Raw genomic sequence first — 21148 nt, forward strand, 5'->3', positions numbered from 1 at the left:
TGAAGGAACCCGTCGTGGCCCAGCGTCCCACCCTGTTCGCCCTCTTCGCCCTGCTGCTCGCGAGCTTCGTTTTCGCGGCGCCGGCGCATGCCGAGCGCATCAAGGACATGGGCCAGTTCCAAGGCCTGCGCGCCAACCAGCTCACCGGCTACGGCATCGTCGTCGGGCTCGCGGGCACCGGCGACGACAGCCTCGACTATGCGACGCTCGGCATGAAGGGCGCGGTATCGCGCTTCGGCCTGACGCTGCCCGCCGGGATCAACCCGGCGCTCAAGAATGCCGCGGCGGTGATGATCACCGCCGAACTGCCTCCCTTCGCCAAGCCCGGCCAGCGCCTCGACGTCACGGTCTCGGCGATCGGCAAGGCCAAGAGCCTGCGCGGCGGCACGCTCGTCCTCGCGCCGCTCTATGGCGCCGACGGACAGATTTACGCGATGGTGCAGGGCAATCTCGTCATCGGCGGCCTCGGCGTCGATGCCGCCGACGGGTCGAAGCTGACGGTCAACGTGCCGTCGAGCGGCCGGATCGCCGGCGGCGCGACGGTCGAGCGCGCGGTCGACACCGGCTTCGCCGCGGGCGACTGGCTGACCTTCAACCTGCACCAGTTCGACGCGACCAATGCCAAGCGCGTCGCCGACGCGATCAATGCCGCGCTGCCCGGCTCCGCCTCGATGATCGACGGCGCCAGCATCGCGATCCGCGCCGAAGGCAATGGCGACGAGCGCATGCGGCTGATCTCGCGGGTCGAGAATCTGACCGTCCAGCGCGCCGAGCCGCCCGCGAAGGTGATCGTCAACGCGCGCACCGGCACGGTGGTGATCAACGGCGCCGTGCGCGTCGGCACCGCGGCGGTGACGCAGGGCAAGCTGACGGTGTCGATCAAGGAATCGCCGACCGTGGTCCAGCCCGCGCCGTTCAGCCGCGGCCAGACGGCGATCGAGCCGTCGAGCGACATCGAGGTCAGCGAGGCCTACCGCCCGGTGATGATGGTGCAGCCGACCGCGTCGCTGTCCGAGCTTGTCGATGCGATCAACCGCATGGGCGTGCCCCCCGGCGACCTCGTCGCCATCCTCGAGGCGCTGAGCCAGGCCGGCGCGCTCACAGCCGAACTGGTGATCATATGACGGCTCCTCTTTCTTCGATCGTGCCGACTGCTGCGCCGGCCGCTGCCGGCGGCGGCGACGGCGGGCTGCGCAAGGCGGCCGAGGCCTTCGAGGCGGTGATCCTGCGCCAGCTCATGGCATCGATGCGCCAGGCGAAGCTCGGCGACGACATCTTCGGGTCGAGCGCGACCGACAATTTCCGCGAGATGGCGGATTCGAAAACCGCCGACAGCATCGCCGCGATGCGCCAGTTCGGCATCGCCGACATGGTCGAGGCGCAGTTCCGCGCCCGCGCGGCGGGAGGCGTGCAATGAGCGACCTGCTGGCCATCGGCGCGAGCGGGCTCAAGGCTTATTCGCGCGCGCTGTCGACGATCGGGGACAATATCGCCAACGCCCAGACGCCGGGCTATGCGCGGCGCACGCTCGATCTCACCGAAAACCAGGCCGCGGGCGACATGCCGCTCTATCGCAGCGCGATCAAGCCGGGTGGGGTACAGATCAGCGGCGTGACCCGATCGGTCGATGCCTGGCTGATCGAGGATTCGCGCATCTCTTCGGGCGATGCCGAACGCTCGGCGACGCGGCTCGACTGGATGAACCGCGTCGAGGGTGCGCTGAGCGACGAGACCAACGGCATCGCGACCGGGCTGACCCGGCTGTTCACCACCGCCGACCAGTTGACCGCCGATCCGAACAATCTGACGCTGCGCAGCCAGTTCCTGCAGGCGGTCGACGACGTCGCGTCGGGCTTTCGCACCGCGGCGGGCCAGCTTTCGGGCATGGCCGACGGCATCGCCGGCGCGGCGACGAGCGAGGTCGAGGCATTCAACGCCAACCTCGACGCGCTCGAACAGATCAACATCGGCCTGCGCAAGGCGCGGCCCGGCTCGACCAACGAGGCGAGCCTGCTCGACGAGCGCGACCGGCTGCTCGACCAGCTCGCGTCGCAGGCGGGGGTCACCGCGACCTTCGACAATCATGGCGCGGTGACGCTGCGCGCGTCGGGCAGCGGCGACCTGCTGGTCGGCGGCGGCGTGGTCACGCCGATCGCGGTGACGAGCGCCGCCGACGGGCGGCTCGCCTTCACCATCGGCGGCGCGCCCTTTCCGAACGCGACGGGTTCGCTCGCGGGACTGGCCGAGGCGGCGAACCATGTCGCCGACCAGCGCGCCGGGCTCGACACAATGGCGGCGCAGATCGCGGGCCAGCTCAACGCCGCGCATCAGGCGGGGCTCGATGCGGGCGGCAATCCCGGCGCGGCCCTGTTCACCGGCACCGCAAGCGCGGCGACGCTGACCGCCGCGCCGCTTACCGCGAATCAGGTCGCGGCTGCGGATGCGACGAGCGGCAATGGCACCATGCTCGCGCTCGGCGAGATGCGCGGCAACGGCGATCCTGAAAGCACCTGGTCGGGGCATCTCGCCACCCAGGCGCAGGCGACCGCCTCGGCGCGAGCGCAGGACGCCGCGGCGACGACGCGCCGCGATGCCGCGGCCGCGGCGCGCGGCGCGGTGAGCGAAATCGATCTCGACCGCGAGGCGGCCGATCTGCTGCGCTTCCAGCAGGCCTATTCGGCCGCGGCGCGGACGATCCAGGTCGCGCGCGAAACCATCCAGACGCTGCTCAGCTCACTTTAAGGGAAAGGCGGTCGCCATGATCAACGCCGTGGGCAATCGCATGACGCGCGAGATCGCGCGCCAGCAGAAACTCGCCGACCAGCTCGAACGCACGCAGGTGCAGATCTCGACCGGCAAGCGGCTCCAGCGCATGTCCGACGACGCCGTCGCGGCGCGCCGCATCGCGACGATCGGCAAGACGCAGGCGAGCATCGACGGCTGGACCGCGAATCTCAACACGGCGACCGCGCTCGCGTCGCAGGCCGACGGCGTGCTCAAGACCGCGAGCGACCTGCTGGGCCGCGCGCGCGAGCTGACGCTTTCCGCATCGACCGGGTCGATGAGCCCGACCGACCGCGCGACCGTCGCCGCCGAACTGGGCGCCATCGCCGACGAGCTCGACGCGCTGGCGGCGACCCGCGATTCGAACGGCGAGCCGCTGTTCGCCGGCGGCGCGGCGCGCGTGATGCGCTTCGATTCGGACGTGACCTTCGCGCCGGTACCCTCGGCCGCCGATGTTTTCGTCGTCGGGGGCAACAGTCTGTCGACCGGCCTGCGCGATGCCGCCGCCGCCGTGGCGGCGAGCGACAGCGCCGGCATGGGCGACGCGCTCGACGCATTGTCGGCGGCGATCGGCCATGTCGCCGACCAGCATGCCGCGATCGGCCTGTCGGCCGGGCGGCTCGAACGGATCGGCGACGGGCTCAAGGCGCGCGGCATCGCGCTCGCCGACGAGCGCTCGGCGGTCGAGGACACCGACCTTTCGATCGCGATCGCCCAGCTCAACGCCCAGGACCTGACGCTCGGCGCGGCCCAGGCGGCCTTCGCTAAGATCAACCGCCAGACCTTGTTCGATATTTTGAACTGATCGCCCTCAATATCCGGCGCGCGCTGCCGTTAAGCATAAGGCGCCCCCCTTTTTGCCGGACCCCCGCTGGCCCGATTGGAGTTGACCCCGCATGTTTCCCGTTATCGGCATCGTCGTTCTGATCCTGCTGGTTTTCGGGGGCTTTGCGCTGACCGGGGGCAATCTGGGTCCCGTCATGCATGCGCTGCCGCACGAGATGCTGATCATCGGCGGCGCTGCGGTCGGTTCGCTGATCATCGGCAATTCGGGGCAGGAGCTGAAGGCGCTCGGCGCCGGGCTCGGCAAGGTGTTCAAGGGGCCGCAGTACAAGAAGCAGGACTATCTCGACTGCATCCTGCTCGTCTCGTCGCTGATGAAGATGATGCGGACCGAGGGGCCGGTCGCGGTCGAACCGCATATCGAGGACCCCGCCAGCTCGCCGCTGTTCCAGCAATATCCGAAGCTGCTCAAGGACAAGACGCTCGTCCACCTGATCTGCGACACGCTGCGCCTCGTCGTCGTGTCGTCGGGGACGCTCGATCCGCATGCGGTCGAGGAGGTGATGGACCATGCGGTGAAGACGCACCATCACCACGCGATCAAGCCCGCCGACGGGTTGCAGAACCTCGCCGACGCGCTGCCCGCGCTTGGCATCGTCGCGGCGGTGCTCGGCGTCGTCAAGACGATGGGCTCGATCGACAAGCCGCCCGAGATCCTGGGCGCGATGATCGGCTCGGCGCTGGTCGGCACCTTTCTGGGAGTGCTGCTCGCCTATGGCCTCGTCGGCCCGTTCGCGACGCGCGCGCGCGCGGTGATCGAAAGCGACGCCGCCATCTACCAGACGGTGAAGCAGCTCATCATCGCCTCGCTCCACGGCCATCCGCAGCCGCTGGTGATCGAGGCGGCGCGTTCGGGCGTCGCGCATGACAACCAGCCGAGCTTCGCCGAGGTCTTTGATGGAATGAGAGGCCGCTAATGGCCGCGCGCCCCAACACCCCGCTGCGCCCGATCATCGTCAAGAAGGTGATCGAGGAGGCGCATGGCGGTCATCATGGCGGTGCGTGGAAGGTTGCCTATGCCGACTTCGTGACAGCGATGATGGCCTTCTTCCTGCTGATGTGGCTGCTCGGCGCGACGACCGAGAAGCAGCGCAAGGCGCTCGCCGACTATTTCGCGCCGACGATCGTCAAGACCAAGCAGGAAAGTGCCGGGTCGAACGGCATGTTCGGCGGCGATTCGATCATCGCGGCCGACAATTATCCGCACCGCGCGGGCCAGACCGGGACGCGCTCGATCACCATCCCGCGCGACGTCGTCGGCGGGCCGAAGGAGGCGTCGGGACGCGAGCAGGATCGCGAGAAATTCCAGCAGGTCGCCAAGTCGCTGCGCGAACGGGTGCAGAAGAAGGGCGAGCTCAAGCGCCTCGCGCGCAACCTGCGCTTCACCGAAACGTCGGAGGGGATGCGGATCGACGTCGTCGACGACGCCGACTTCTCGATGTTCGTGATTGGCACCAGCCAGCTTACGCCTGAGGGTGCGCGGTTGTTTGCGGAGATCGCGGCGCCGATCGCCGAGGCGCCGAACCAGCTGATGATCCGCGGGCACACCGATGCGGCGCCCTGGTCGGCGCAGGGCGGCATGAACAACTGGCGGCTGTCGGTCGACCGGGCGGAAGTGACGCGCCACTATCTTCAGTTCCGCGGCATCGCCGCCGAGCGCTTCGCGCGCATCGAGGGGGTCGCCGATCGCGAGCCCTATGTCCCCGCCGACCGACTCGATCCGCGCAACCGCCGCATCTCGATCACCCTCGGCTGGCGGACCGCCGCTTATAATTAGTGCCAATCTGGCAGCATATCGGACGGTTAAGAACGCAATTGCGTTCCTATTACTTCCATTATGGCAATATCCCTTTGTTTTGAAAGGGTTATGTCGGGATGGATAATCTTTTGTTTACCACTTTCCTCAATCTCTTGCCCATCGCAGAGGCGCCGACGGGGGGCGCGGTGGAGACGAAAATGACCGAGGGTGGGCACAACAAGGCAGCGGCGGCGCTGGAGGCATCGATCATCGGCAGCAGCCCGGCGATCTGCCAGCTTCGCGACATGATCCGGCGCGTCGCGCGGTCGAACGCCTCGGTGATGCTGTGCGGCCCGTCGGGATCGGGCAAGGAACTCGTCGCCCGCGCGATCCACGACGAAGGCGTCCGCGCCGGCAAGGCCTTTGCCGCGATCAACTGCGGCGCCATTCCCTCCGACCTCATCGAATCCGAACTGTTCGGGCATGAAAAGGGCAGCTTCACCGGCGCCCACGCCCGCCGCATCGGCCATTTCGAGGCGAGCGACGGCGGGACGCTGTTCCTCGACGAAATCGGCGACATGCGCTTCGACATGCAGGTGAAACTGCTCCGCGTGCTCGAGGAGCGGACGATCGTCCGCGTCGGCAGCAGCGAGATGCGCCGCGTCGACGTCCGCGTCATTTCGGCGACGCACCAGGATCTGGGCGCCGCGATCGCCGAGGGCAAGTTCCGCGAGGACCTGTTCTTCCGCCTCGGCGTCATCGTGCTCCAGGTCCCCAGCCTCGCGAGCCGGGTCGAGGATATTCCGGCGCTGATCCGCCATTTCCAGCGCAAGATGCCCGCCGACGCCAAATGCCGTTACGACGATGCCGCGCTGGCGGTGCTGCTGCGCCATGACTGGCCGGGCAACGTCCGCGAGCTGCGCAATTTCGTCGAGCGCGCCAGCGTGCTGCACGGCGGCGAGACGCTCGGCGCCGACGATGTCGCGCGCCTTCTGAACCCCACCGCAGCGCCTGCGCCGCGGCCGGCTGTCCCCAGCAGCTTCGCCGCGGTGCAGGCCAGCGCGGACGACGCCGCCTTCCACGCCGCGCATCCCAAGACGCCGGCGCCGGGGCGCCCGATCGACCTCAAGCGCGAGATCGAGACGATCGAACTCGAACAGATCCACGTCGCGCTCGACCTTGCCGACGGCATCATTTCGGAGGCCGCGCGCCTGCTGACGCTCAAGCGCACGACGCTGATCGAGAAGATGCGCAAATATGGGGTCCACCAACAGGCGGCGTGATCGCCGCACACCGGTTCAGCACCGCTGAAACAAGGGGCTCTGGTCCGCCCCTGCCCAGTCGCCCGGCCGCCCGTCCCCACCTAGGGCGGCCGGGCGCAAGGTCGTTTCGGGCTGCCCCCGAAAGGCCTTTCCTGTATCAGCGCGGCAATCCAGAGCGTGCGCAAACCGCTCTGGATTGCTTCCCCGGATCAGGTCCGGGGTGGCGAAGGGCCGGCCAGAAGTCATCAGAGTCCAGAGCGGCGTACCATAAATCTGCACCGCCCCTTATCCGTTCGTGTCGAGCGAAGTCGAGACACCTATCTGTGTGGCGCAAGGCCGATGGGTGTCTCGACTTCGCTCGACACGAACGGGACGATGGGTCGGATCTAAGGCTCGATGCTCTAGCGTAGTTGCCGCCAGGCGGAACTGATCGTCAGGATGCCGTCGAGCAGTTCGACGAGGTCGGACTCGCTGTTCGCGGCGACCGCGGTATCGAGCTTGCGGCGCATGCTGCGATAGACGCGCGACAGCGACGCGGCGACGTCGCCCCCCGCCTCGTGGTCGAGCCCGGCGTCGAGCGCGATCAGGATCGCTCGCGCGCGGTGCGCGGGTTCGGTGGCCGAGATGCGCTGGCCCTGCCGCACCATCGCGGCGAGCACGCCCACCGCCGTCTCCAGCTCGTCATAGAGCATGGTGACGAGTTCGACCGGGTCGGCCGACTCGGCGCGGCTTTCGTTCTGCAATCTGCGATATTGTCCGGCCGCCCGGACGGTCGATGCGGTCGCTGCCACGGCGGACGTCCCTAATTCTTATACTGGTTGTTCCACATCTCGATCTGCTGTTCGAGATAGGATTGCGTCGCCTTGAACGCGGCCAGCTTGGCATCGAGCGCGCCATACTGCTTCTCGAGCCGCTTGCGATAGATGTCCTCGCGCTCCTCGACCTTCTCGAGCTGTTCGGCGAGCGACGCGCGGCGGGCGTCGAGCATCGACGTGGCGCGGCCGAGCACGCCGTCGCTGGCGACCGCCTTGTCGCGGATCGCGTCGAGCACGAAGGCGATGCCCGGATCGGTGGCCTCGGTGTGGGTGGCGTCGCGGCGCGGGTTGAACAGCGCCTCGACCGCGCCCGCGTCGGTGGCGAGCGCCTTTTCGAGCTTGGCGCTGTCGAGCGCGAGCAGGCCGTCCTTGGTCAGGCTGATCCCGATGTCGCTCAGCTTGTTGATGCTGCCGTGGCTGGTCAGGGTCTTGCTGACCAGGCTGCCCAGCTCGCTTTCGAGCTGGCGCAGCGACGTCGTTCCCCCCGCCAGGCTCGCCGCCGAGGTCAGGCTTTTCTTGAGCTGGTTGAAGACGTCGACGAAATCGCCCGCGGTCTGGCGGATCATGTCGAGCGGCCGGCTGGCGCCGATATCGACCGGCTGGCCGGGCGCCGCCTTCTTGAGCGTCAGCGACAGGCCGGGCAAAACGTCGTCGATCGTGTTGCTCGGGCGGCTGAACGCGACGCCGTCGATGGTGAATTGCGCGTCGGCGGCGCTCTGGCCGAGCGTCATGGCGCCGCCGCTGCCATAGCCGAACGCGGCGAGCCCCGGGTCGGCGCCCGCGTCGGCGGACAGGGTGAAACCGTTCGCGGCGCCGCTCGCGCCCTTCAGGATCAGACGATAGCCGCCCTCGTCGGCGACGATCGACGCGGTGACGCCGCTGCCGCTTGCATTGATCGCGGTGGCGAGGCCGTCGAGGCTGTCGTTGGCGGCGTCGATGGTGATGCTGTGGTCGACGCCGCCGACGCTCAGCGTCATCGTCCCCTGGCCGATCGCGGCGGCCCGGTCGGCGACGACCCCCGAATAGGCGGTCTGCGCGCGCGCGAGCTGCGACACGGTGACGGTGGCGGCGAAGCTGTCGGCCTGAAGCCCGGCGCGCGCGCTGAGGCCGAGCATGCTGTCGTCGGAGACCGTCGGGCTGCTGCGCAGCGCGCCGTCGGCGATCATCTGACTCAACGAATCGGCAAAGCCCTCGAGGTCGGACTTCGCCTGCGCGACGGCGCTGATCCGCGCCTGGTTCTGTTGCGTCATCGTCGCGATGCGCGCGATCTTGGGCTCGCGCGAGGCGTTCGACAGGTCGGTGACGAGCTGCTTGATGTCGAGGCCCGAGCCGAAGCCGAGGCTGTTGGCGATTGAACTGACCATGGTGCGTTTCCTTCGCTCTGCTTAACGGCGGCGCGCGCGATTCCTTAAGCGCGCCGGCGGCGGTCAGGCGGCGCGGCGGCCGTCGGGGTCGAAGCGGTGCGACGACGGCACGTCGACCGCGGGCTGCGACCGCCCTTCGGCGACCGCGCGTTCGAGCTGGAAGACGAAGGCGAGCACCGTCGCCACCGCGACGAACAGTTCCTCGGGAATCACGCGGCCGGCGCGTGCGGTGAAATAGATGGCGCGGGTGAGCTGCGGATATTCGAGGATCGGCACCGCGGCCTCGCGCGCCAGCGTGCGGATCGACAGCGCGACGTCGCCGCGCCCGCGCGCGACCACGACCGGCGCGGCATCGACGCCGGGACGATAGCGCAGCGCGACCGAGAAATGGGTGGGGTTGGTGAGGACGACGGTCGCCTCGGTCACCGCCTTGCGCGCCGACCCGCTCAAAATGTCGTGGGCGCGCTGGCGCTGCGCCTGCTTCAGTTCGGGGGCGCCCTCGGTCTGGCGCATCTCCTCCTTCACCTCCTGCTTGCTCATCATCAGCTTGCGGTTGCGCTGATACCATTGCGCGGGAACGTCGATCAGCGCGATGACGACCAGCCCGCCCGCCATCGCGAGCATCGCCCGCGCGACCGCGCTCCCCGCCAGCCCCAGCGCGGCGTTGAGGTCGGTCGATGCCATCGTCATGATCGCCGGCAGGTTCACCGCGATCAGCTGATAGCCGATGGTGCCGAGCAGCAGCACCTTGGCGATCGACTTGGCGAGCTCGATCAGCCCCTGCATGCCGAAGATGCGCTTGATGCCGCTCAGCGGATTGATCCGGTTGCCCTTGAAGCCCAGCGCCTTGCCGCGCCAGCCGAGCGAGCCGAGCATCGCGGGGGCCGCGATGCTCGCGACCAGCGCGAGCGCGAACAGGCTGGCGAGCGGCAGCAGCACCTCGACTCCGTTGCGCAGCACCGCCTCGCCGGGCGCGAAATGCGCGACGTCGTCGGCGTCGAGCGTCAGCCCGCGCCGCACCAGCTCGCCCGCCGACCGGACGAGCCAGCCGCCCGCCGCGAACAGCCACCCCGCGCCGGCGAGCATCATCAGCGCCGTCGCCAGCTCGCGCGACATCAGCACATCGCCTTCGCGCGCCGCGTCGGCGCGTTTCTTCGGCGTCGGCTGTTCGGTCTTCTGGTCCTTTTCGGTGGTGCCCGACATCGCGTCAGCCCGCCGCGATCTGCCGCGCCATGTCGAGCGCGTCGGACAGGAAGCGCGCGATCGCCTCCGCCATCACCGGGGTCGCCATGGCGAGCAGCACGACGCCGGCGAGCAGCGTCGCGGGCAGGCCGACCGCGAACAGGTTCATCGCCGGCGCCGAACGTCCGATCACGCCCATGATCATCTGGACGAGGATCAGCACGAAGCCGACCGGCAGCGCGATCGTCAGCCCGGCGGCGAACATCAGGCTCGCAAAGCGCAGGATGCCGCCGATCGCGGCGAAGGAGGGAAAGGCGCCCCCCGGCGGCAGCGCGGTATAGCTGTCGACGATGATGCCGACGAGCAGCAGGTGGCCGTCGGCGGCGAGGAAGAGCGCGGTCGCCAGCATCGAGAGGAACTGGCCGATCGCCGAACTGGCGGTGCCGCTCAGCGGATCGATCATCGACGCGAAGCCGAGGCCCATCGCGTTGCTGATCGTCTCGCCGCCGAGCAGCGCGGCGGCGAGCCCCATCTGGAGCACGAAGCCGATGCCGAGCCCGATCACCACCTCGCCGACGATCAGCAGGAAGCCGGGCAGCGAGACGATTCCCTCGACGGGAAGCGCAAGGCCCGAAGCGGCGACCGCGGGCACGCCGACCGCGAGCGCGACGATCAGCCGCAATTGCACCGGCACATTGGCCGCGCCGAACACCGGCGCCGCCAGAAAGGCCGCGCCGGGGCGGATCATCCCCAGCATCCAGAGCTGGAGCATCGCCTCCACGTTCGGGATGTCGGCGGGATCCATCGCGGCGCTAGCGGACGAGATTGGGTATCTGGGCGAACAGATCGCGGGTGAAGTCGGTGAGCAGCACGAGGATGCTGCTGCCGAAGATGGCGAGGCAGACCGCGGTGATGATCAGCTTCGGCACGAAGCTGAGCGTCTGTTCGTTGATCGAGGTCGCCGCCTGCACCATGCCGAGCAGCACGCCGACGACGAGCACCGGAATCAGGATCGGTGCGGCGGCGAGCGCCAGCACCCACAGCGACTGCTGCGCGACCCCGATGAAATAGTCCGCTTCCATGGTCAGCCCCTCAGGTTCCGAAGGAGGAGGCGAGCGAGCCCATCGTCAGCGCCCAGCCGTCGACGAGGACGAACAGCAGCAGCTTGAAGGGCATCGATATGACCGTCGGCGACAGCATCATCATGCCCAGCGACATCAGCGACGAGGCGACGATCAGGTCGATGACCAGGAAGGGCAGGAAGATCAGGAAGCCGATCTGAAACGCGGTCTTGAGTTCGCTGGTGACGAAGGCGGGGAGCAGGATCGAGAAGGGCACGTCCTTCGGGCTCGCGTAGGTCGGCGCCTTGGCGATCTTCGCGAACATCATCAGGTCGGTCTTGCGCGTCTGCTGCATCATGAAGCCGTGCAGCGAATCGCCCGAACGGACCAGCGCTTCGCCGATATCGATCTGTTCCTGGCCGTAGGGGGTGATCGCGACGCGGTTCACTTCGCTGATCACCGGCTGCATCACGAACAGCGACAGGAACAGGCTGAGCCCGACGAGCACCTGGTTCGGCGGCGTCTGCTGGAGCCCGAGCGCGTGGCGCAGGATCGACAGCACGATGATGATGCGCGTGAAGCTGGTCATCATCAGCAGCAGCGACGGCAGCACCGTCAGCAGGCTCATCAGGATGAGTATCTGGAGCGACAGCGTCAGCGGTCGCCCGTTGCCGCCGATCTCGCCGACCGCGCGGGTCAACCCGTCGGCGGCCTGTGCGTGCGCGGCGGGCGCCGCGGCGAGCAGCGCGACGCCGCCGGCGATCGCGGCGGCACGCAGCCAGCGGATGCGGCGGCGGGTCGTCCCGGCCGGATCAGCCGACATGAAAATCGCCCTGGCTGTTGTCGGCGAGGCGCGTGACCTGGCCGCGCGAGACCGAGAGCAGGATCCGCTGCCCGGCGAATTCGACCACGGCGAGCTTGGTACCGGGGCCGAGCGGCAGCACGCCGACCATCTCGATCGGCCGCTCCTGCCTCGCTCCGGCCAGCGGGCCGCCCATCTGGACGCGCTTCCACAGCCACAGGCTGCCCCACGCCATGCCGCCGACCAGCGGCAGCAGGATCAGCAGACGCAGGAGATATTCGAGCATCAGGCCCTCCGCTCGAAACCGCCGAGGCGATTGTCGGGGGCGACGACGTCGGCGATCTGGATGCCGTAGCGGCCGTCGACGCTGACGATCTCGCCCTTCGCGATCAGCGTGCCGTTGGCATAGATGTCGAGCAGGTCGTTCGCGGCGCGGTCGAGCTCGACGACGCTGCCCTCGGTCATCGCGAGCAGTTCGGCGAGCGTCATCGAGGTCGAGCCGACCTCGACCGAAACGCGCAGCGAAACGCCCGCGAGCAGGTCGAAATTGGGCGCCGCGCCGATACCGGCATCGCGGCGGTCGCGGCGCGCGGCGGGCGGGGCTTCTTCCAGGTCACTCATGGTCCGATCCTCTTTCGATTCGGTCGATCAATATGGCGGCGTTGCCGTTGGCCTCGCCGATGCTGCCGACCGCGAAGTTCCGGCCGGCTATGGTTATCGGGACATGACGCGATATGGTTAACGGAATGATATCGCCGACCTGCAGCGACAATAATTTCGTCAGGCTGATCTCGGGCCGCGCGAGGACCGAGCGCACCGGCAGGCGTACCCCGCGCAGCGTGCCGTCGAGCTTCGCCGCCCACACGGGGTCGGTCGCGGGATGGTCGTCGATCTCGGGAACCGGCTCGGCGCCCGCGATTCCGCGCAGCGCGGCGAGCGGATAGGCGCAGACGATCGTCTGGCCGTCGAACGGCGCGCCGCGCAGCGTGAAGCGCTGGACGAGCAGTTCGTCGTCGGCGCGCACCGCCGCGAGCTTCGCCGGATCGCAGGTCACGCAATCGAGTTCGGGTTCGATCCCCATCGTACCGCGCCACGCGATCGCGAGTTGCCGCCCCATGTCGCGGCCGATCCGCGCGGCGAATCGTTCCTCGGCGTCGGTCAGGTCCTCGCGGTCGCCCGCGAGCTGGCCCTTGCCGCCATAGAAGATGTCGACGAGCTGGAGGACGAGCCCGCGTCCGGCGCCGAGCAGCACCGGCCCCTTGAGCGGCGGCGCGTGATAGCGCCAGTGGATGCCGGGCGCGATCGACCCGCACCAGTCGGCGAAGCTCATATGGCCGGCCGCCGCGCGCTCGACCTGCACCAGCGGCGCGCCGAGGGCACGGATCAGGTCGCGCAGGCTGCGCGCGAACTGGTTGGCGATGCCGTCGAGCGCCGGAAAGGCATAGCTGCCCTCCGCCTTGCGCAGCAGCAGCGACGCCCTGGCTTCGGGCGCGGCGGTGGTATGGGCGGCCTGCGTCACTGGATCACCAGGCTGGTGAAATAGACATTGTCGATGCCGCCGAAGCCTTCCTTCTCGCGCAGCACCTGGTTGATCGCGCCGGTGAGCTGGCGCTGAAGCTGCTGCTTGCCGCCCGATGTCGACAGCAGCGCCGGGTCCTGCTCGGCGAGCACCATCAGCACCGCCGAGCGGATCGGCACTTCCTGGCGCTTGATGTTGGTGATGACCTTGCCGTCGTAGAAGGTCGACAGGCTGATCCCGACCTGCAGGAAGCCCGACCCGTCGGCCAGGTTGGTCGTGAAGCTGTCGGGCATCGGATAATAGGTGATCTCATATTTGCGCGGATCGATCTGGAAGCGGTCGTTGGGAACCGACACGGTTCCGACCTTCAGCGGCGCGTTCTTGCCGCCCTCGCCTTCGCCCTCGGCCGCGGCTTCGCTGCCGGCGCTGCGCAGCACCAGCTTGGGATAATGATCCTCGGGCTTCGCGGCCTCGCTCGCGAGTCCGCCGCCCAGATAGATGCCGGCGCCGGTGCCCGCGCCGATCAGCACGACGGCGCCGATGCCCAGCATCAGCATCTTCTTCATCTTGCCGCCCTTTTTGGGCGTTTCGGTCTGTTCCTTGGACATGACCCTTTGTCCTTTCCTGATCAGGCGAACCGGCCGCGGCGATCGGCGGCTCGGTCGGTGTCGCGCGGCTCGGCGCGCTCGGTGGCGGTTTCGATGAGATGGGCGGTCTGGCCGGCGGGTTGATCGCCGCGGCCCTGGCCCTGCTGCGACTGGCGTCCGGTCTCGCCGGGGGTGCAGGTGACTTCGGCGCCGGCGACGCGCACGCCCTGCTGGCGCAGATCCTCGACCAGCCGGCCCTGCGCGGCGTGGACGATCGTCGCGGTCGCCTCATGCTGCGTGTCGAGCTTCAGCGTCACGCCCTCGTCGCCCTGGCGCATCGCGACGTCGAGCCGGCCGAGATGACGCGGCATCAGGCGAAAGGCGATGTCGCCATCGGATGATTTGGTCGCGGCGATGTCGGCGGCGAGCTGCGCGATCCAGCGATCGTCGCTGCCCATGTCGAGCGTGCGCTCGGCGACCGGGACGGGCTGCGCTGTCGGCGCGACACCCGTCGCGGCGGGGGCCGCCGGCTGGGTGAACAGCACCGTCATCGAAGCACCGCCATCGGTCGCGGCGGGCTTCGGCGCCTGCGGATCGGCCGTTGGCATCGCGTCCGGGCGGACGACGGCCGGCGTAACCGGGGTCGTGGGTGCCGCGTAGCGCGGTCCCGCAAAGTCCGGCGTCGGCGCGGCTGCGGCAGCGCCGGGCACCGGTGCCGCAGGCGCCGCAGTGGCGGGCGCAGGCGCGGATGCGTCAGCCTGTGCGGCCGTGAAGGGCAGCGTCGTCGTCGCGGCGGTCGGCGTTTCGCCATCGGGGGGCGTCGGGACGGGTCCGTCCGTTTCGCCCTCGGCCGCGGCGGCATGGGTGCGAATCGGTGCCGCGTCGCGGCCGTGCTTGCCGGCAAAGACGGCGATCAGGCTGGCGGCCGCCTCGGCAGCGCGCCGGTCGGCGGCAACGGGGTTGTCCTCGGCCTCGACGGGCCGGCGGTGCGGCGGCGTCGTGCGGGTCGGCGCGGTTTCGACCTCGCCCCCGGCGACCTGCGCTGCGGGCGCCGGAGCGGGCTTTCCGGCGAGATCGGGTCGCGGACCTTCGGTCGACACGGGCTGGTCGTCTGCCGGCACCGCGGGAACGGTTTCGACCGGGGCGGCGTCCGCTTCGCCCGGCACGACGGGCGCCGGGACCGGCAAGGTGGTTTCGGCGTCCGCAATCGGCGCCGCTGCCGCGTCGGCGACGGGCGTGGTGGACGGCACAGCAGGCGATGCCGTGACGGCAGCGCCCGGCATGGCGGCGATCAACTCGTCGAACCCGCTCTCGCCGTCGCCCGCCGGAGTCTGGCCAATCGCCGCGAGGATCGCGGCGAGGCCCGGCTGCGTCGGTGTCTGGAGCAGGGTGGTGCTCATCATGCGGCGCCCCCCTCGATCAGGCGCAGGCTCATCGCGCGGCGGCGGAAGGGGCGGTTGGCGTCGCTACGGCGTTCCATGTCGGCCTCGTCGGAGCGGCGGCTGCGCTCGTAGAGGCGCACCGCCGATTCCTCCTTGATCATCGCATGCTGCGCGCGCACGCCCATCTCGTCGCGGCGGGCGCTGGCGTGGCTGAGCGGCGCGGCGAGATTCTCCTTCGCCATGTCGAGCCGCATGCCGAGTTCGCCGACCGAATTGAGCGCGCGTCCCGCGACCGCGCCCTTCGCCATCGCGAGGTCGACGCGCAGCGTCTCGAGCCGCTGCGCCAGTTCGACGAGGCTCGCCAGCTCGCCCTTGGCGCGCGCCAGATTGGCCTCCGCCATCTGATGTTCGACGGAGCGCACGCGGATGATGCGTTTGCGGCGTGCGGTACGGGCGTTCATGCGGAATATCCTTCGACAAGGGACTGACGCGAGGTCTGGAAATCGACCTGCGCGGCGGCGGGTTGGGAAACGAATGCGAGTTGGTCGGCGCGGCGCGCGATGGCGGTATCGAGCACCGGGTCGCTGCCGGCGACGTAGGCGCCCATCAGCATCAGGTCGCGATTCTCCTCATAGGCGGACCAGAGCTGGCGAAAGCGCGCGGCGGCCGCGGCATGGTCGGGATCGACCGAATCGGCCATGGTGCGCGACAGCGAGCGCGCGACGTCGATCGCGGGATAGACGCCCTGTTCGGCGAGCTGGCGCGACAGGATGATATGGCCGTCGACGATCGCGCGGGCGCTGTCGACGACCGGATCATCGATGTCGCCGCCGTCGGCGAGCACGGTGTAGAGCGCGGTGATCGAGCCGCCGGTCTGGCTGTCGTTGCCGGCGCGCTCGACGAGCGAGGGGATGAGCGCGAAGACCGACGGCGGATAACCCTTCATCGTCGGCGGTTCGCCCAGCGTCAGCCCGATCTCGCGCTGCGCGTGCGCGACGCGGGTCAGGCTGTCGATCAGCAGCAGCACCTTCTTGCCTTCCTGGCGGAACGCCTCGGCGATCGCGGTCGCGCGCATCGCGGCGCGCAGGCGGAGCAGCGGCGGATGGTCGGCGGGAACCGCGACAACGACCGATTTCTTGCGCACCGCGGGGGGCAGCTTGGTCTCGACGAAGTCGCTGACCTCGCGGCTGCGCTCGCCGATCAGGCCGACGACGATCACGTCGCATTCTGTGCCGGCGATCATCTGGCCCATCAGCACCGACTTGCCGACGCCCGATCCGGCGATGATCGCGACGCGCTGGCCCTCGCCGACGGTGAGCAGCCCGTTGATCGCGCGCACGCCCATGTTGAGCGGCTTCGTCACCCGGCCGCGGCGCAGCGGATTGACCTTGCGGCCGGCGAGCGGCCACTGGAATTGCGACTGCACCGGCGGGCGGCCGTCGAGCGGATGGCCCTGTGCGTCGATGATGCGACCGAGCAGCGCCTTGCCGACCGCGACCATGCTGCTCGCGCCGTGCGGCTCGACCGGCGCGCCGGTGACGAGCGGCATGTTGGCGTCGAACGGCAGGACGAGGCTGCTCTGGCCGCGAAAGCCGACGACCTCGCCGTGGATCGGATCGCCCGTCGCCGACCTGATGCGGACATTGCTGCCGAGCGGCATCGGGAAACCCGATACTTCGAGCATGATCCCTTCGTGCGCGACGAGTGTGCCGATGCGCCGCGGCGAGGCGTGCGTCAGGTCGATCGGCCCGAGGAGCTGATGCGCGGTCATGGCGAGCCGGCGCGTCATGCGGCGGCGTCCTGGCTGCCCAGCGCGGCGCGCAGTTCGTCGAGATAGACGGCGCGGCCGTGCTCGATCCAGCCGGTCGAGGTTTCGATGCGCACGGTGCCGCGCATCATCGCGGCGTCGGCCTCGATCGGCAGCGCGATGCCGCTGCCCGACAGCAGCACGGCGTCGGCGGGGTTGACCCACAGCGTGCGCGCCTTGTCGGCCTCGGCGACCATCGCGGCGGCGATGTCGGCCTGCGTCTGCAGCCATTCGGCGTCGATCGGCGCGCTTTCGACGATCTGGCGGACCAGTCGCTCGACCGTCTCGGCGATGAGCTGCGCCAGTTCCTCGCTCGGTTCGTCCTGCAGCGCTTCGGCCGCGGCGACGAGCGCGAGGAGCTGATGGCGCTCGACCGCGAAGCCGGCCTCGGCGAGGCGCTGGCCTTCGGCCAGACCGCGCGCGAACGGATCGTCGGCGGGCTCGGCCTCGGCGGGTTCGGGGGCGGGCGGTGGGGCCTCGGCGGCGCGCGGCGCGGGACCGAGGTGCAGCGGGCGAAAGCCGCCGCCGCGCGCCTGGGCGGCCGCGAGCAGGACGGGGGTGAAGCCGGTTTCGACGGAGCGATCAGACATAATCGTCGGCTCCGCCCGCGATCACGATATCGCCGTTCGCGGCCATCTGGCGGACGATCTGCATGATCGCCTTCTGCGCCTCGTCGACGTCGGTGCGCTTGACCATCGTCATTTCGGCCATCTCGTCGCGGATCGTTTCCGCCGCACGCTTCGACATCGTCGACAGGCAGAGGTCGGCCATCGCCTCGTCCGAACCCTTGAGCGCGAGCGCGAGCTGGGCGGCGTCGACCGCGCGCAGGATGGTGCCGAGGCTGCGCATGTCGAGGTCGCGCAGATTCTCGAAGATGAACATTTCCTCCTCGATCGTCTGGGCCAGCTGCTTGTCGTGCTTCTTGAGCGCCCGGATGGTGCGCTCGGACAGGTGACGGGGCATCACCTTCATGATCTTGGCGACGTCGCTCGGCCCGCCGATCGGCTGCTTCGCGACGCGCTGCCCGCCGACATTGGCGGCGGTGAGCACCGCTTCGAGATCCTCGATCGCGGCGACCGGGACGGCAGTGAGCTGCGCCGCGCGCAACACGAGGTCGGCCTGGAGCAGTTCGTCGAGCGATTCGATCGCGCGCGCCGCCACGTCGGGAACGAGCACCGACAGGATCAGCGCGCCGACCTGCGGATGTTCGCTCGCGAGCAGCGCGCTGATCGCCTCGACGTCCATCCAGCGCAGCATCTCGAGCGATGCGGCGCTCGACTGCGGCGCGACGGCGGAGAGGATATTGTCGGCGCGGACGTTGCCGACCGCCTGGTTGATCACCGCGCGGATGCGGGTGTCGGCACCGACCGCGAGTGCGCTGACGTTGCGGCTGCGCGTCACGAAGCGGTCGAGCGCCTGCTCGATCTGCACTTCCGACGCGTTCGCGGTGTCGAACATCGACTTGGCGAGCTGGCGCACCTCGTCGGGATCGAGATGCTTGAGGATCGTCGCCGCCTCGCTTTCGTCGAGCAGCATCAGCAGGATCGCCGCGGCCGACGACCCGTCGATCGCGGGACGGACCTCCACCGGCGGGGCGATCTCGGCGTCGAGGACATCAGCCACGGGCCGCCTCCTGCATCAGTTGGCGGACGACGAGCGCGGCGCGCTGCGAATCCTGGCGGACGAAGGCGCGCACCAGATTGGCGCGCGCTTCATAGCTCGGCGCCGCCTCGATCATCTCCAGCGTGATCTCGCGGTTCGCGCGCTGCGCGTCGGGCGCGGCGAGCGCGGGACTGCCTTCGGTGGCGGCGAGCAAGCTTTCCTCGATCGCCGCGTCGCGCTCGGCACGCGCGGCGGTGCGCGCCTTCGCCGCCTTGATCAGCGGCCGGCCGACGAACAGGAAGGCGAGCAGGGCAGCGAGGATCGCGCCGGCCTGCTTGACCAGCGGCAGGAACCAGGCCTGATCGTAGAAGGCGGGGGCGCTGTCCTCGACCTTGGCGAAGGGGCGCTGGCTGATCGCGACCATGTCGCCGCGCGTCTGATCATATCCGATCGCGCCCTTCACCAGCCCGTCGATCTTGGCGATGTCGCCCTGGCTCAGCGCCTTCTGTCCCTGGTTGAGCGCGACCGCGACCGAGACGCGGCGCAGGCGGCCCTGCGGGCTGTGCGTCACCGAAATCTCGCGGCCGACCTCATAGGCGCGGGCGGCATTCTCGTTGCTCTGCGTCGAGGCGGCGGGCGCCCCGGCCGGCGCCGCCTCGGGCGCCTGCGACAGGGTGGTGGCGGGCGGCGGCTGGTTCGACAGCGCGCCGGGGATGCCGACCGCGGGCGGGGTGCCCTGGCCGCTCACGGTGCGCGTCACCTGCTCGCTGCGCAGCGCGCGATCATTCTCGGGAAAGCTTTCGCGCGTCGCCTGGCTTTCGGACATGTCGATGTCGGCGTGGACCTCGACGCTGTAGTTGCCGGCGCCGAGCATCGGCCCGAGCAGCGTTTCGAGCGCGCGGCGGAAGCGGTCCTCGATCTGCGTCTGGAGCTGAAAGGCCTTCATGTCGCCGCTCGTCGCGCCGTCGGACAGCAGCGCGCCGCGCTGGTCGATCACCTGCACCTGGTCGGCGTTCATGCCGGGCACCGACGAGGCGACGAGGAAGCGGATCGCCTGCACCTGCCCCTCGGACAGCGAGCGGCCGTTCTGCAGCGTCAGCATCACCGACGCGGTCGCGGGCTTGTCCTCGCGGACGAACAGGCTCGGCTCGGCGGCGGCGATATGGACGCGTGCGCTGCGGACCGCGTCGATCGTCTCGATCGTCCGCGACAGGTCGGCCTCGCGCGCCGAGCGCAGCGTTTCGCCCTCGATCGCGCGGCTCGATCCCATCGGCAGCGCGGCGATCAGGCTGTCGCCGCTCGGCTGCGCCCGGGGCAGGCCCTGGCCGGCGAGCGCGATGCGCGCCTGATAGAGCTTGTCGGCATCGACGGTCAGCGCGCCGGTCGCGGGGTCGATGCTGTGGGCGATACCCTGCGTCTGCAGCGCGTCGGCGACCGCCGCCTTGTCGGCGTCGTCGAGCCCGGCGAAGAGCTGGGTCTGCGGCGCGGCCGAGGTCATGAACCAGGCGAGCGCGGCGATGCCGATCGCGGTGCTGGTGGCGATCGCGGGCAGCGCGCGCTGGACCGCGGGCTGGCGGATGAATTGCTGGACGGGCGCGAACCGGCCGCCCATCGCTGGGACGGGCAGGCGGTTGGCGGTTTCGACGGGGGTCAGGACTTGGGCTTCGGCCATGGGTTACACCGGCATGTTCATGATGTCGCGATAGGCGGAGAGCAGCTTGTTGCGGACCTGCAGGGTCGTCTCGAAGCCGAGCGAGGCCTTCTGCCGCTCGATCATCACGCTGACGATGTCGTGCGTGTCGCCGCGTTCATAGGCTTCGCTGACGTCGCTCGCCCGATGCTGCTGGGCGTTGACCTGTTCGAGCGCGGCCGAGATCGCCGACCCGAAATCGGGCGTCCCTTCCGCGGCGCCGCCCGCGTCGATGCCGCCGCGACCCGCGGCGCGCTGCAGCGCCTGGTTCTGATTGAGGATCGAACTGCGCATCTGCAGCAGTCGGCTCTGATCGATGGTGCTCATTCGCTCTCATCCGGTTCCGTCGTGGCGCGGCGCGCCGCACGCCAAAGAACAATGCAAGGCGCGTGCCAGAATATTTATCGGCTGATTTTCAGTGATTTGATCGGATGCCGACAGGCTTGACGCCGCGTCCGACATTTTTTTGACACCGCGGCTTAATCCGACCCGCGCTCCGCCGTTACTGGCTTCGTGACCGCTCGCTGAGCCCTCACTCCACGGGAACGGCCTCTCGGCCTGAAAGGATTAATATGACTGTCATCAACACCAATGTGAGCGCGCTGCGGGCCCAGAACAGCTCGCGTGTTGCCAATCAGATGCAGGCCACTGCGATGGAACGCCTGTCGAGCGGCAAGCGCATCAACAGCGCGAAGGACGACGCCGCCGGC

General features: G+C 69.3%; 25 protein-coding genes. 8 read left to right on the forward strand and 17 right to left on the reverse strand.

Annotation, left to right across the window (positions count from 1 at the left end; translation table 11 throughout):
- Positions 1 to 14 precede the first annotated feature (14 nt).
- From ABS88_RS12950 to ABS88_RS12980, 7 genes are all read left to right on the forward strand, one after another.
- Positions 15 to 1124 carry a flagellar basal body P-ring protein FlgI gene (locus ABS88_RS12950; protein ID WP_082797209.1) on the forward strand — a complete coding sequence of 370 codons (1110 nt, stop codon included), beginning with the start codon at positions 15 to 17 and terminating at the stop codon, positions 1122 to 1124.
- Positions 1121 to 1417: a rod-binding protein gene (locus ABS88_RS12955; RefSeq protein ID WP_076077365.1), complete on the forward strand. Its 297-nt coding sequence runs from the start codon at positions 1121 to 1123 to the stop codon at positions 1415 to 1417. The genes ABS88_RS12950 and ABS88_RS12955 overlap by 4 nt, the downstream gene beginning before the upstream one ends.
- The gene (gene flgK / locus ABS88_RS12960; RefSeq protein WP_286749944.1) at positions 1414 to 2742 is read left to right on the forward strand and encodes a flagellar hook-associated protein FlgK; all 1329 of its coding nucleotides are present in this window, start codon (positions 1414 to 1416) and stop codon (positions 2740 to 2742) included. The genes ABS88_RS12955 and flgK overlap by 4 nt, the downstream gene beginning before the upstream one ends.
- 16 nt (positions 2743 to 2758) lie before the next feature.
- Positions 2759 to 3589 carry a flagellin gene (locus ABS88_RS12965; RefSeq protein WP_067112811.1) on the forward strand — a complete coding sequence of 277 codons (831 nt, stop codon included), beginning with the start codon at positions 2759 to 2761 and terminating at the stop codon, positions 3587 to 3589.
- A gap of 91 nt (positions 3590 to 3680) precedes the next feature.
- On the forward strand, positions 3681 to 4544 hold the full coding sequence (motA, locus tag ABS88_RS12970; protein ID WP_067112809.1) for a flagellar motor stator protein MotA: 864 nt from the start codon (positions 3681 to 3683) through the stop codon (positions 4542 to 4544).
- Positions 4544 to 5404 (forward strand): flagellar motor protein MotB, encoded by an 861-nt coding sequence (locus ABS88_RS12975; RefSeq protein ID WP_067112806.1) that lies wholly within the window; start codon positions 4544 to 4546, stop codon positions 5402 to 5404. Before motA ends, ABS88_RS12975 begins: the two co-directional genes overlap by 1 nt.
- 179 nt (positions 5405 to 5583) lie before the next feature.
- On the forward strand, positions 5584 to 6648 hold the full coding sequence (locus ABS88_RS12980) for a sigma-54 interaction domain-containing protein (RefSeq protein WP_286749946.1): 1065 nt from the start codon (positions 5584 to 5586) through the stop codon (positions 6646 to 6648).
- A gap of 380 nt (positions 6649 to 7028) precedes the next feature.
- Here ABS88_RS12980 and ABS88_RS12985 read toward each other — a convergent pair whose 3' ends face one another.
- From ABS88_RS12985 to fliE, 17 genes are all read right to left on the reverse strand, one after another.
- Positions 7029 to 7418, reverse strand: a complete 390-nt coding sequence (locus tag ABS88_RS12985) for a flagellar export chaperone FliS (protein WP_067112371.1) — start codon at positions 7416 to 7418, stop codon at positions 7029 to 7031.
- 11 nt (positions 7419 to 7429) lie between these two features.
- Complete coding sequence (gene fliD / locus ABS88_RS12990; protein ID WP_286749948.1) at positions 7430 to 8806, reverse strand: flagellar filament capping protein FliD; 1377 nt, start codon at positions 8804 to 8806, stop codon at positions 7430 to 7432.
- A 63-nt stretch (positions 8807 to 8869) separates the two neighbouring features.
- Positions 8870 to 10009, reverse strand: a complete 1140-nt coding sequence (gene flhB, locus ABS88_RS12995) for a flagellar type III secretion system protein FlhB (protein ID WP_067112365.1) — start codon at positions 10007 to 10009, stop codon at positions 8870 to 8872.
- A gap of 4 nt (positions 10010 to 10013) precedes the next feature.
- Complete coding sequence (fliR, locus tag ABS88_RS13000; RefSeq protein ID WP_286749952.1) at positions 10014 to 10793, reverse strand: flagellar biosynthetic protein FliR; 780 nt, start codon at positions 10791 to 10793, stop codon at positions 10014 to 10016.
- Positions 10794 to 10800: 7 nt separating this feature from the next.
- Positions 10801 to 11070, reverse strand: a complete 270-nt coding sequence (locus tag ABS88_RS13005) for a flagellar biosynthetic protein FliQ (RefSeq protein ID WP_067112359.1) — start codon at positions 11068 to 11070, stop codon at positions 10801 to 10803.
- A gap of 10 nt (positions 11071 to 11080) precedes the next feature.
- Positions 11081 to 11872 (reverse strand): flagellar type III secretion system pore protein FliP, encoded by a 792-nt coding sequence (gene fliP / locus ABS88_RS13010; RefSeq protein ID WP_104960135.1) that lies wholly within the window; start codon positions 11870 to 11872, stop codon positions 11081 to 11083.
- On the reverse strand, positions 11862 to 12137 hold the full coding sequence (locus ABS88_RS13015; RefSeq protein ID WP_067112356.1) for a flagellar biosynthetic protein FliO: 276 nt from the start codon (positions 12135 to 12137) through the stop codon (positions 11862 to 11864). Before ABS88_RS13015 ends, fliP begins: the two co-directional genes overlap by 11 nt.
- Entirely contained in the window at positions 12137 to 12472 is a 336-nt protein-coding gene (fliN, locus tag ABS88_RS13020; RefSeq protein WP_067112354.1) for a flagellar motor switch protein FliN, read from the reverse strand. The genes ABS88_RS13015 and fliN overlap by 1 nt, the downstream gene beginning before the upstream one ends.
- Positions 12465 to 13370, reverse strand: a complete 906-nt coding sequence (locus ABS88_RS13025) for a FliM/FliN family flagellar motor switch protein (RefSeq protein ID WP_286749957.1) — start codon at positions 13368 to 13370, stop codon at positions 12465 to 12467. The genes fliN and ABS88_RS13025 overlap by 8 nt, the downstream gene beginning before the upstream one ends.
- Positions 13367 to 13978, reverse strand: a complete 612-nt coding sequence (locus ABS88_RS13030; protein WP_067112348.1) for a flagellar basal body-associated FliL family protein — start codon at positions 13976 to 13978, stop codon at positions 13367 to 13369. The genes ABS88_RS13025 and ABS88_RS13030 overlap by 4 nt, the downstream gene beginning before the upstream one ends.
- 20 nt (positions 13979 to 13998) lie before the next feature.
- The gene (locus ABS88_RS13035) at positions 13999 to 15360 is read right to left on the reverse strand and encodes a flagellar hook-length control protein FliK (RefSeq protein ID WP_286749958.1); all 1362 of its coding nucleotides are present in this window, start codon (positions 15358 to 15360) and stop codon (positions 13999 to 14001) included.
- Positions 15357 to 15800: a hypothetical protein gene (locus ABS88_RS13040; RefSeq protein ID WP_212597986.1), complete on the reverse strand. Its 444-nt coding sequence runs from the start codon at positions 15798 to 15800 to the stop codon at positions 15357 to 15359. Before ABS88_RS13040 ends, ABS88_RS13035 begins: the two co-directional genes overlap by 4 nt.
- Entirely contained in the window at positions 15797 to 17128 is a 1332-nt protein-coding gene (locus ABS88_RS13045) for a FliI/YscN family ATPase (protein ID WP_067112339.1), read from the reverse strand. Before ABS88_RS13045 ends, ABS88_RS13040 begins: the two co-directional genes overlap by 4 nt.
- The gene (locus ABS88_RS13050) at positions 17125 to 17736 is read right to left on the reverse strand and encodes a FliH/SctL family protein (RefSeq protein ID WP_067186523.1); all 612 of its coding nucleotides are present in this window, start codon (positions 17734 to 17736) and stop codon (positions 17125 to 17127) included. The genes ABS88_RS13045 and ABS88_RS13050 overlap by 4 nt, the downstream gene beginning before the upstream one ends.
- Positions 17729 to 18769 (reverse strand): flagellar motor switch protein FliG, encoded by a 1041-nt coding sequence (gene fliG / locus ABS88_RS13055; protein WP_286749960.1) that lies wholly within the window; start codon positions 18767 to 18769, stop codon positions 17729 to 17731. Before fliG ends, ABS88_RS13050 begins: the two co-directional genes overlap by 8 nt.
- Positions 18762 to 20420 carry a flagellar basal-body MS-ring/collar protein FliF gene (fliF, locus tag ABS88_RS13060; protein ID WP_286749961.1) on the reverse strand — a complete coding sequence of 553 codons (1659 nt, stop codon included), beginning with the start codon at positions 20418 to 20420 and terminating at the stop codon, positions 18762 to 18764. The genes fliG and fliF overlap by 8 nt, the downstream gene beginning before the upstream one ends.
- A 3-nt stretch (positions 20421 to 20423) precedes the next feature.
- Positions 20424 to 20765, reverse strand: coding sequence for a flagellar hook-basal body complex protein FliE (fliE, locus tag ABS88_RS13065; protein WP_067112328.1), 342 nt, complete (start codon positions 20763 to 20765; stop codon positions 20424 to 20426).
- A 245-nt stretch (positions 20766 to 21010) separates the two neighbouring features.
- Here fliE and ABS88_RS13070 point away from each other — a divergent pair.
- On the forward strand, positions 21011 to 21148 hold a 138-nt coding region (locus ABS88_RS13070; protein ID WP_502686150.1), incomplete at its 3' end, for a flagellin N-terminal helical domain-containing protein.

The sequence above is a fragment of the Sphingopyxis sp. SCN 67-31 genome (genome assembly GCF_001725095.1).

Coding starts and splice junctions, on each gene's coding strand:
- fliE (WP_067112328.1), bottom strand. CDS start 20,765: ATGAGCACCATCGATCAGAGCCGACTGCTGCAGATGCGCAGTTCGATC.
- flhB (WP_067112365.1), bottom strand. CDS start 10,009: ATGTCGGGCACCACCGAAAAGGACCAGAAGACCGAACAGCCGACGCCG.
- ABS88_RS12965 (WP_067112811.1), top strand. CDS start 2,759: ATGATCAACGCCGTGGGCAATCGCATGACGCGCGAGATCGCGCGCCAG.
- fliF (WP_286749961.1), bottom strand. CDS start 20,420: ATGGCCGAAGCCCAAGTCCTGACCCCCGTCGAAACCGCCAACCGCCTG.
- ABS88_RS13040 (WP_212597986.1), bottom strand. CDS start 15,800: ATGAACGCCCGTACCGCACGCCGCAAACGCATCATCCGCGTGCGCTCC.
- fliD (WP_286749948.1), bottom strand. CDS start 8,806: ATGGTCAGTTCAATCGCCAACAGCCTCGGCTTCGGCTCGGGCCTCGAC.
- ABS88_RS13050 (WP_067186523.1), bottom strand. CDS start 17,736: ATGTCTGATCGCTCCGTCGAAACCGGCTTCACCCCCGTCCTGCTCGCG.
- ABS88_RS13030 (WP_067112348.1), bottom strand. CDS start 13,978: ATGTCCAAGGAACAGACCGAAACGCCCAAAAAGGGCGGCAAGATGAAG.
- ABS88_RS13005 (WP_067112359.1), bottom strand. CDS start 11,070: ATGGAAGCGGACTATTTCATCGGGGTCGCGCAGCAGTCGCTGTGGGTG.
- ABS88_RS13035 (WP_286749958.1), bottom strand. CDS start 15,360: ATGATGAGCACCACCCTGCTCCAGACACCGACGCAGCCGGGCCTCGCC.
- fliR (WP_286749952.1), bottom strand. CDS start 10,793: ATGGATCCCGCCGACATCCCGAACGTGGAGGCGATGCTCCAGCTCTGG.
- fliN (WP_067112354.1), bottom strand. CDS start 12,472: ATGAGTGACCTGGAAGAAGCCCCGCCCGCCGCGCGCCGCGACCGCCGC.
- fliP (WP_104960135.1), bottom strand. CDS start 11,872: ATGTCGGCTGATCCGGCCGGGACGACCCGCCGCCGCATCCGCTGGCTG.
- ABS88_RS13015 (WP_067112356.1), bottom strand. CDS start 12,137: ATGCTCGAATATCTCCTGCGTCTGCTGATCCTGCTGCCGCTGGTCGGC.
- ABS88_RS12975 (WP_067112806.1), top strand. CDS start 4,544: ATGGCCGCGCGCCCCAACACCCCGCTGCGCCCGATCATCGTCAAGAAG.
- motA (WP_067112809.1), top strand. CDS start 3,681: ATGTTTCCCGTTATCGGCATCGTCGTTCTGATCCTGCTGGTTTTCGGG.
- ABS88_RS12955 (WP_076077365.1), top strand. CDS start 1,121: ATGACGGCTCCTCTTTCTTCGATCGTGCCGACTGCTGCGCCGGCCGCT.
- ABS88_RS12980 (WP_286749946.1), top strand. CDS start 5,584: ATGACCGAGGGTGGGCACAACAAGGCAGCGGCGGCGCTGGAGGCATCG.
- ABS88_RS13045 (WP_067112339.1), bottom strand. CDS start 17,128: ATGACGCGCCGGCTCGCCATGACCGCGCATCAGCTCCTCGGGCCGATC.
- flgK (WP_286749944.1), top strand. CDS start 1,414: ATGAGCGACCTGCTGGCCATCGGCGCGAGCGGGCTCAAGGCTTATTCG.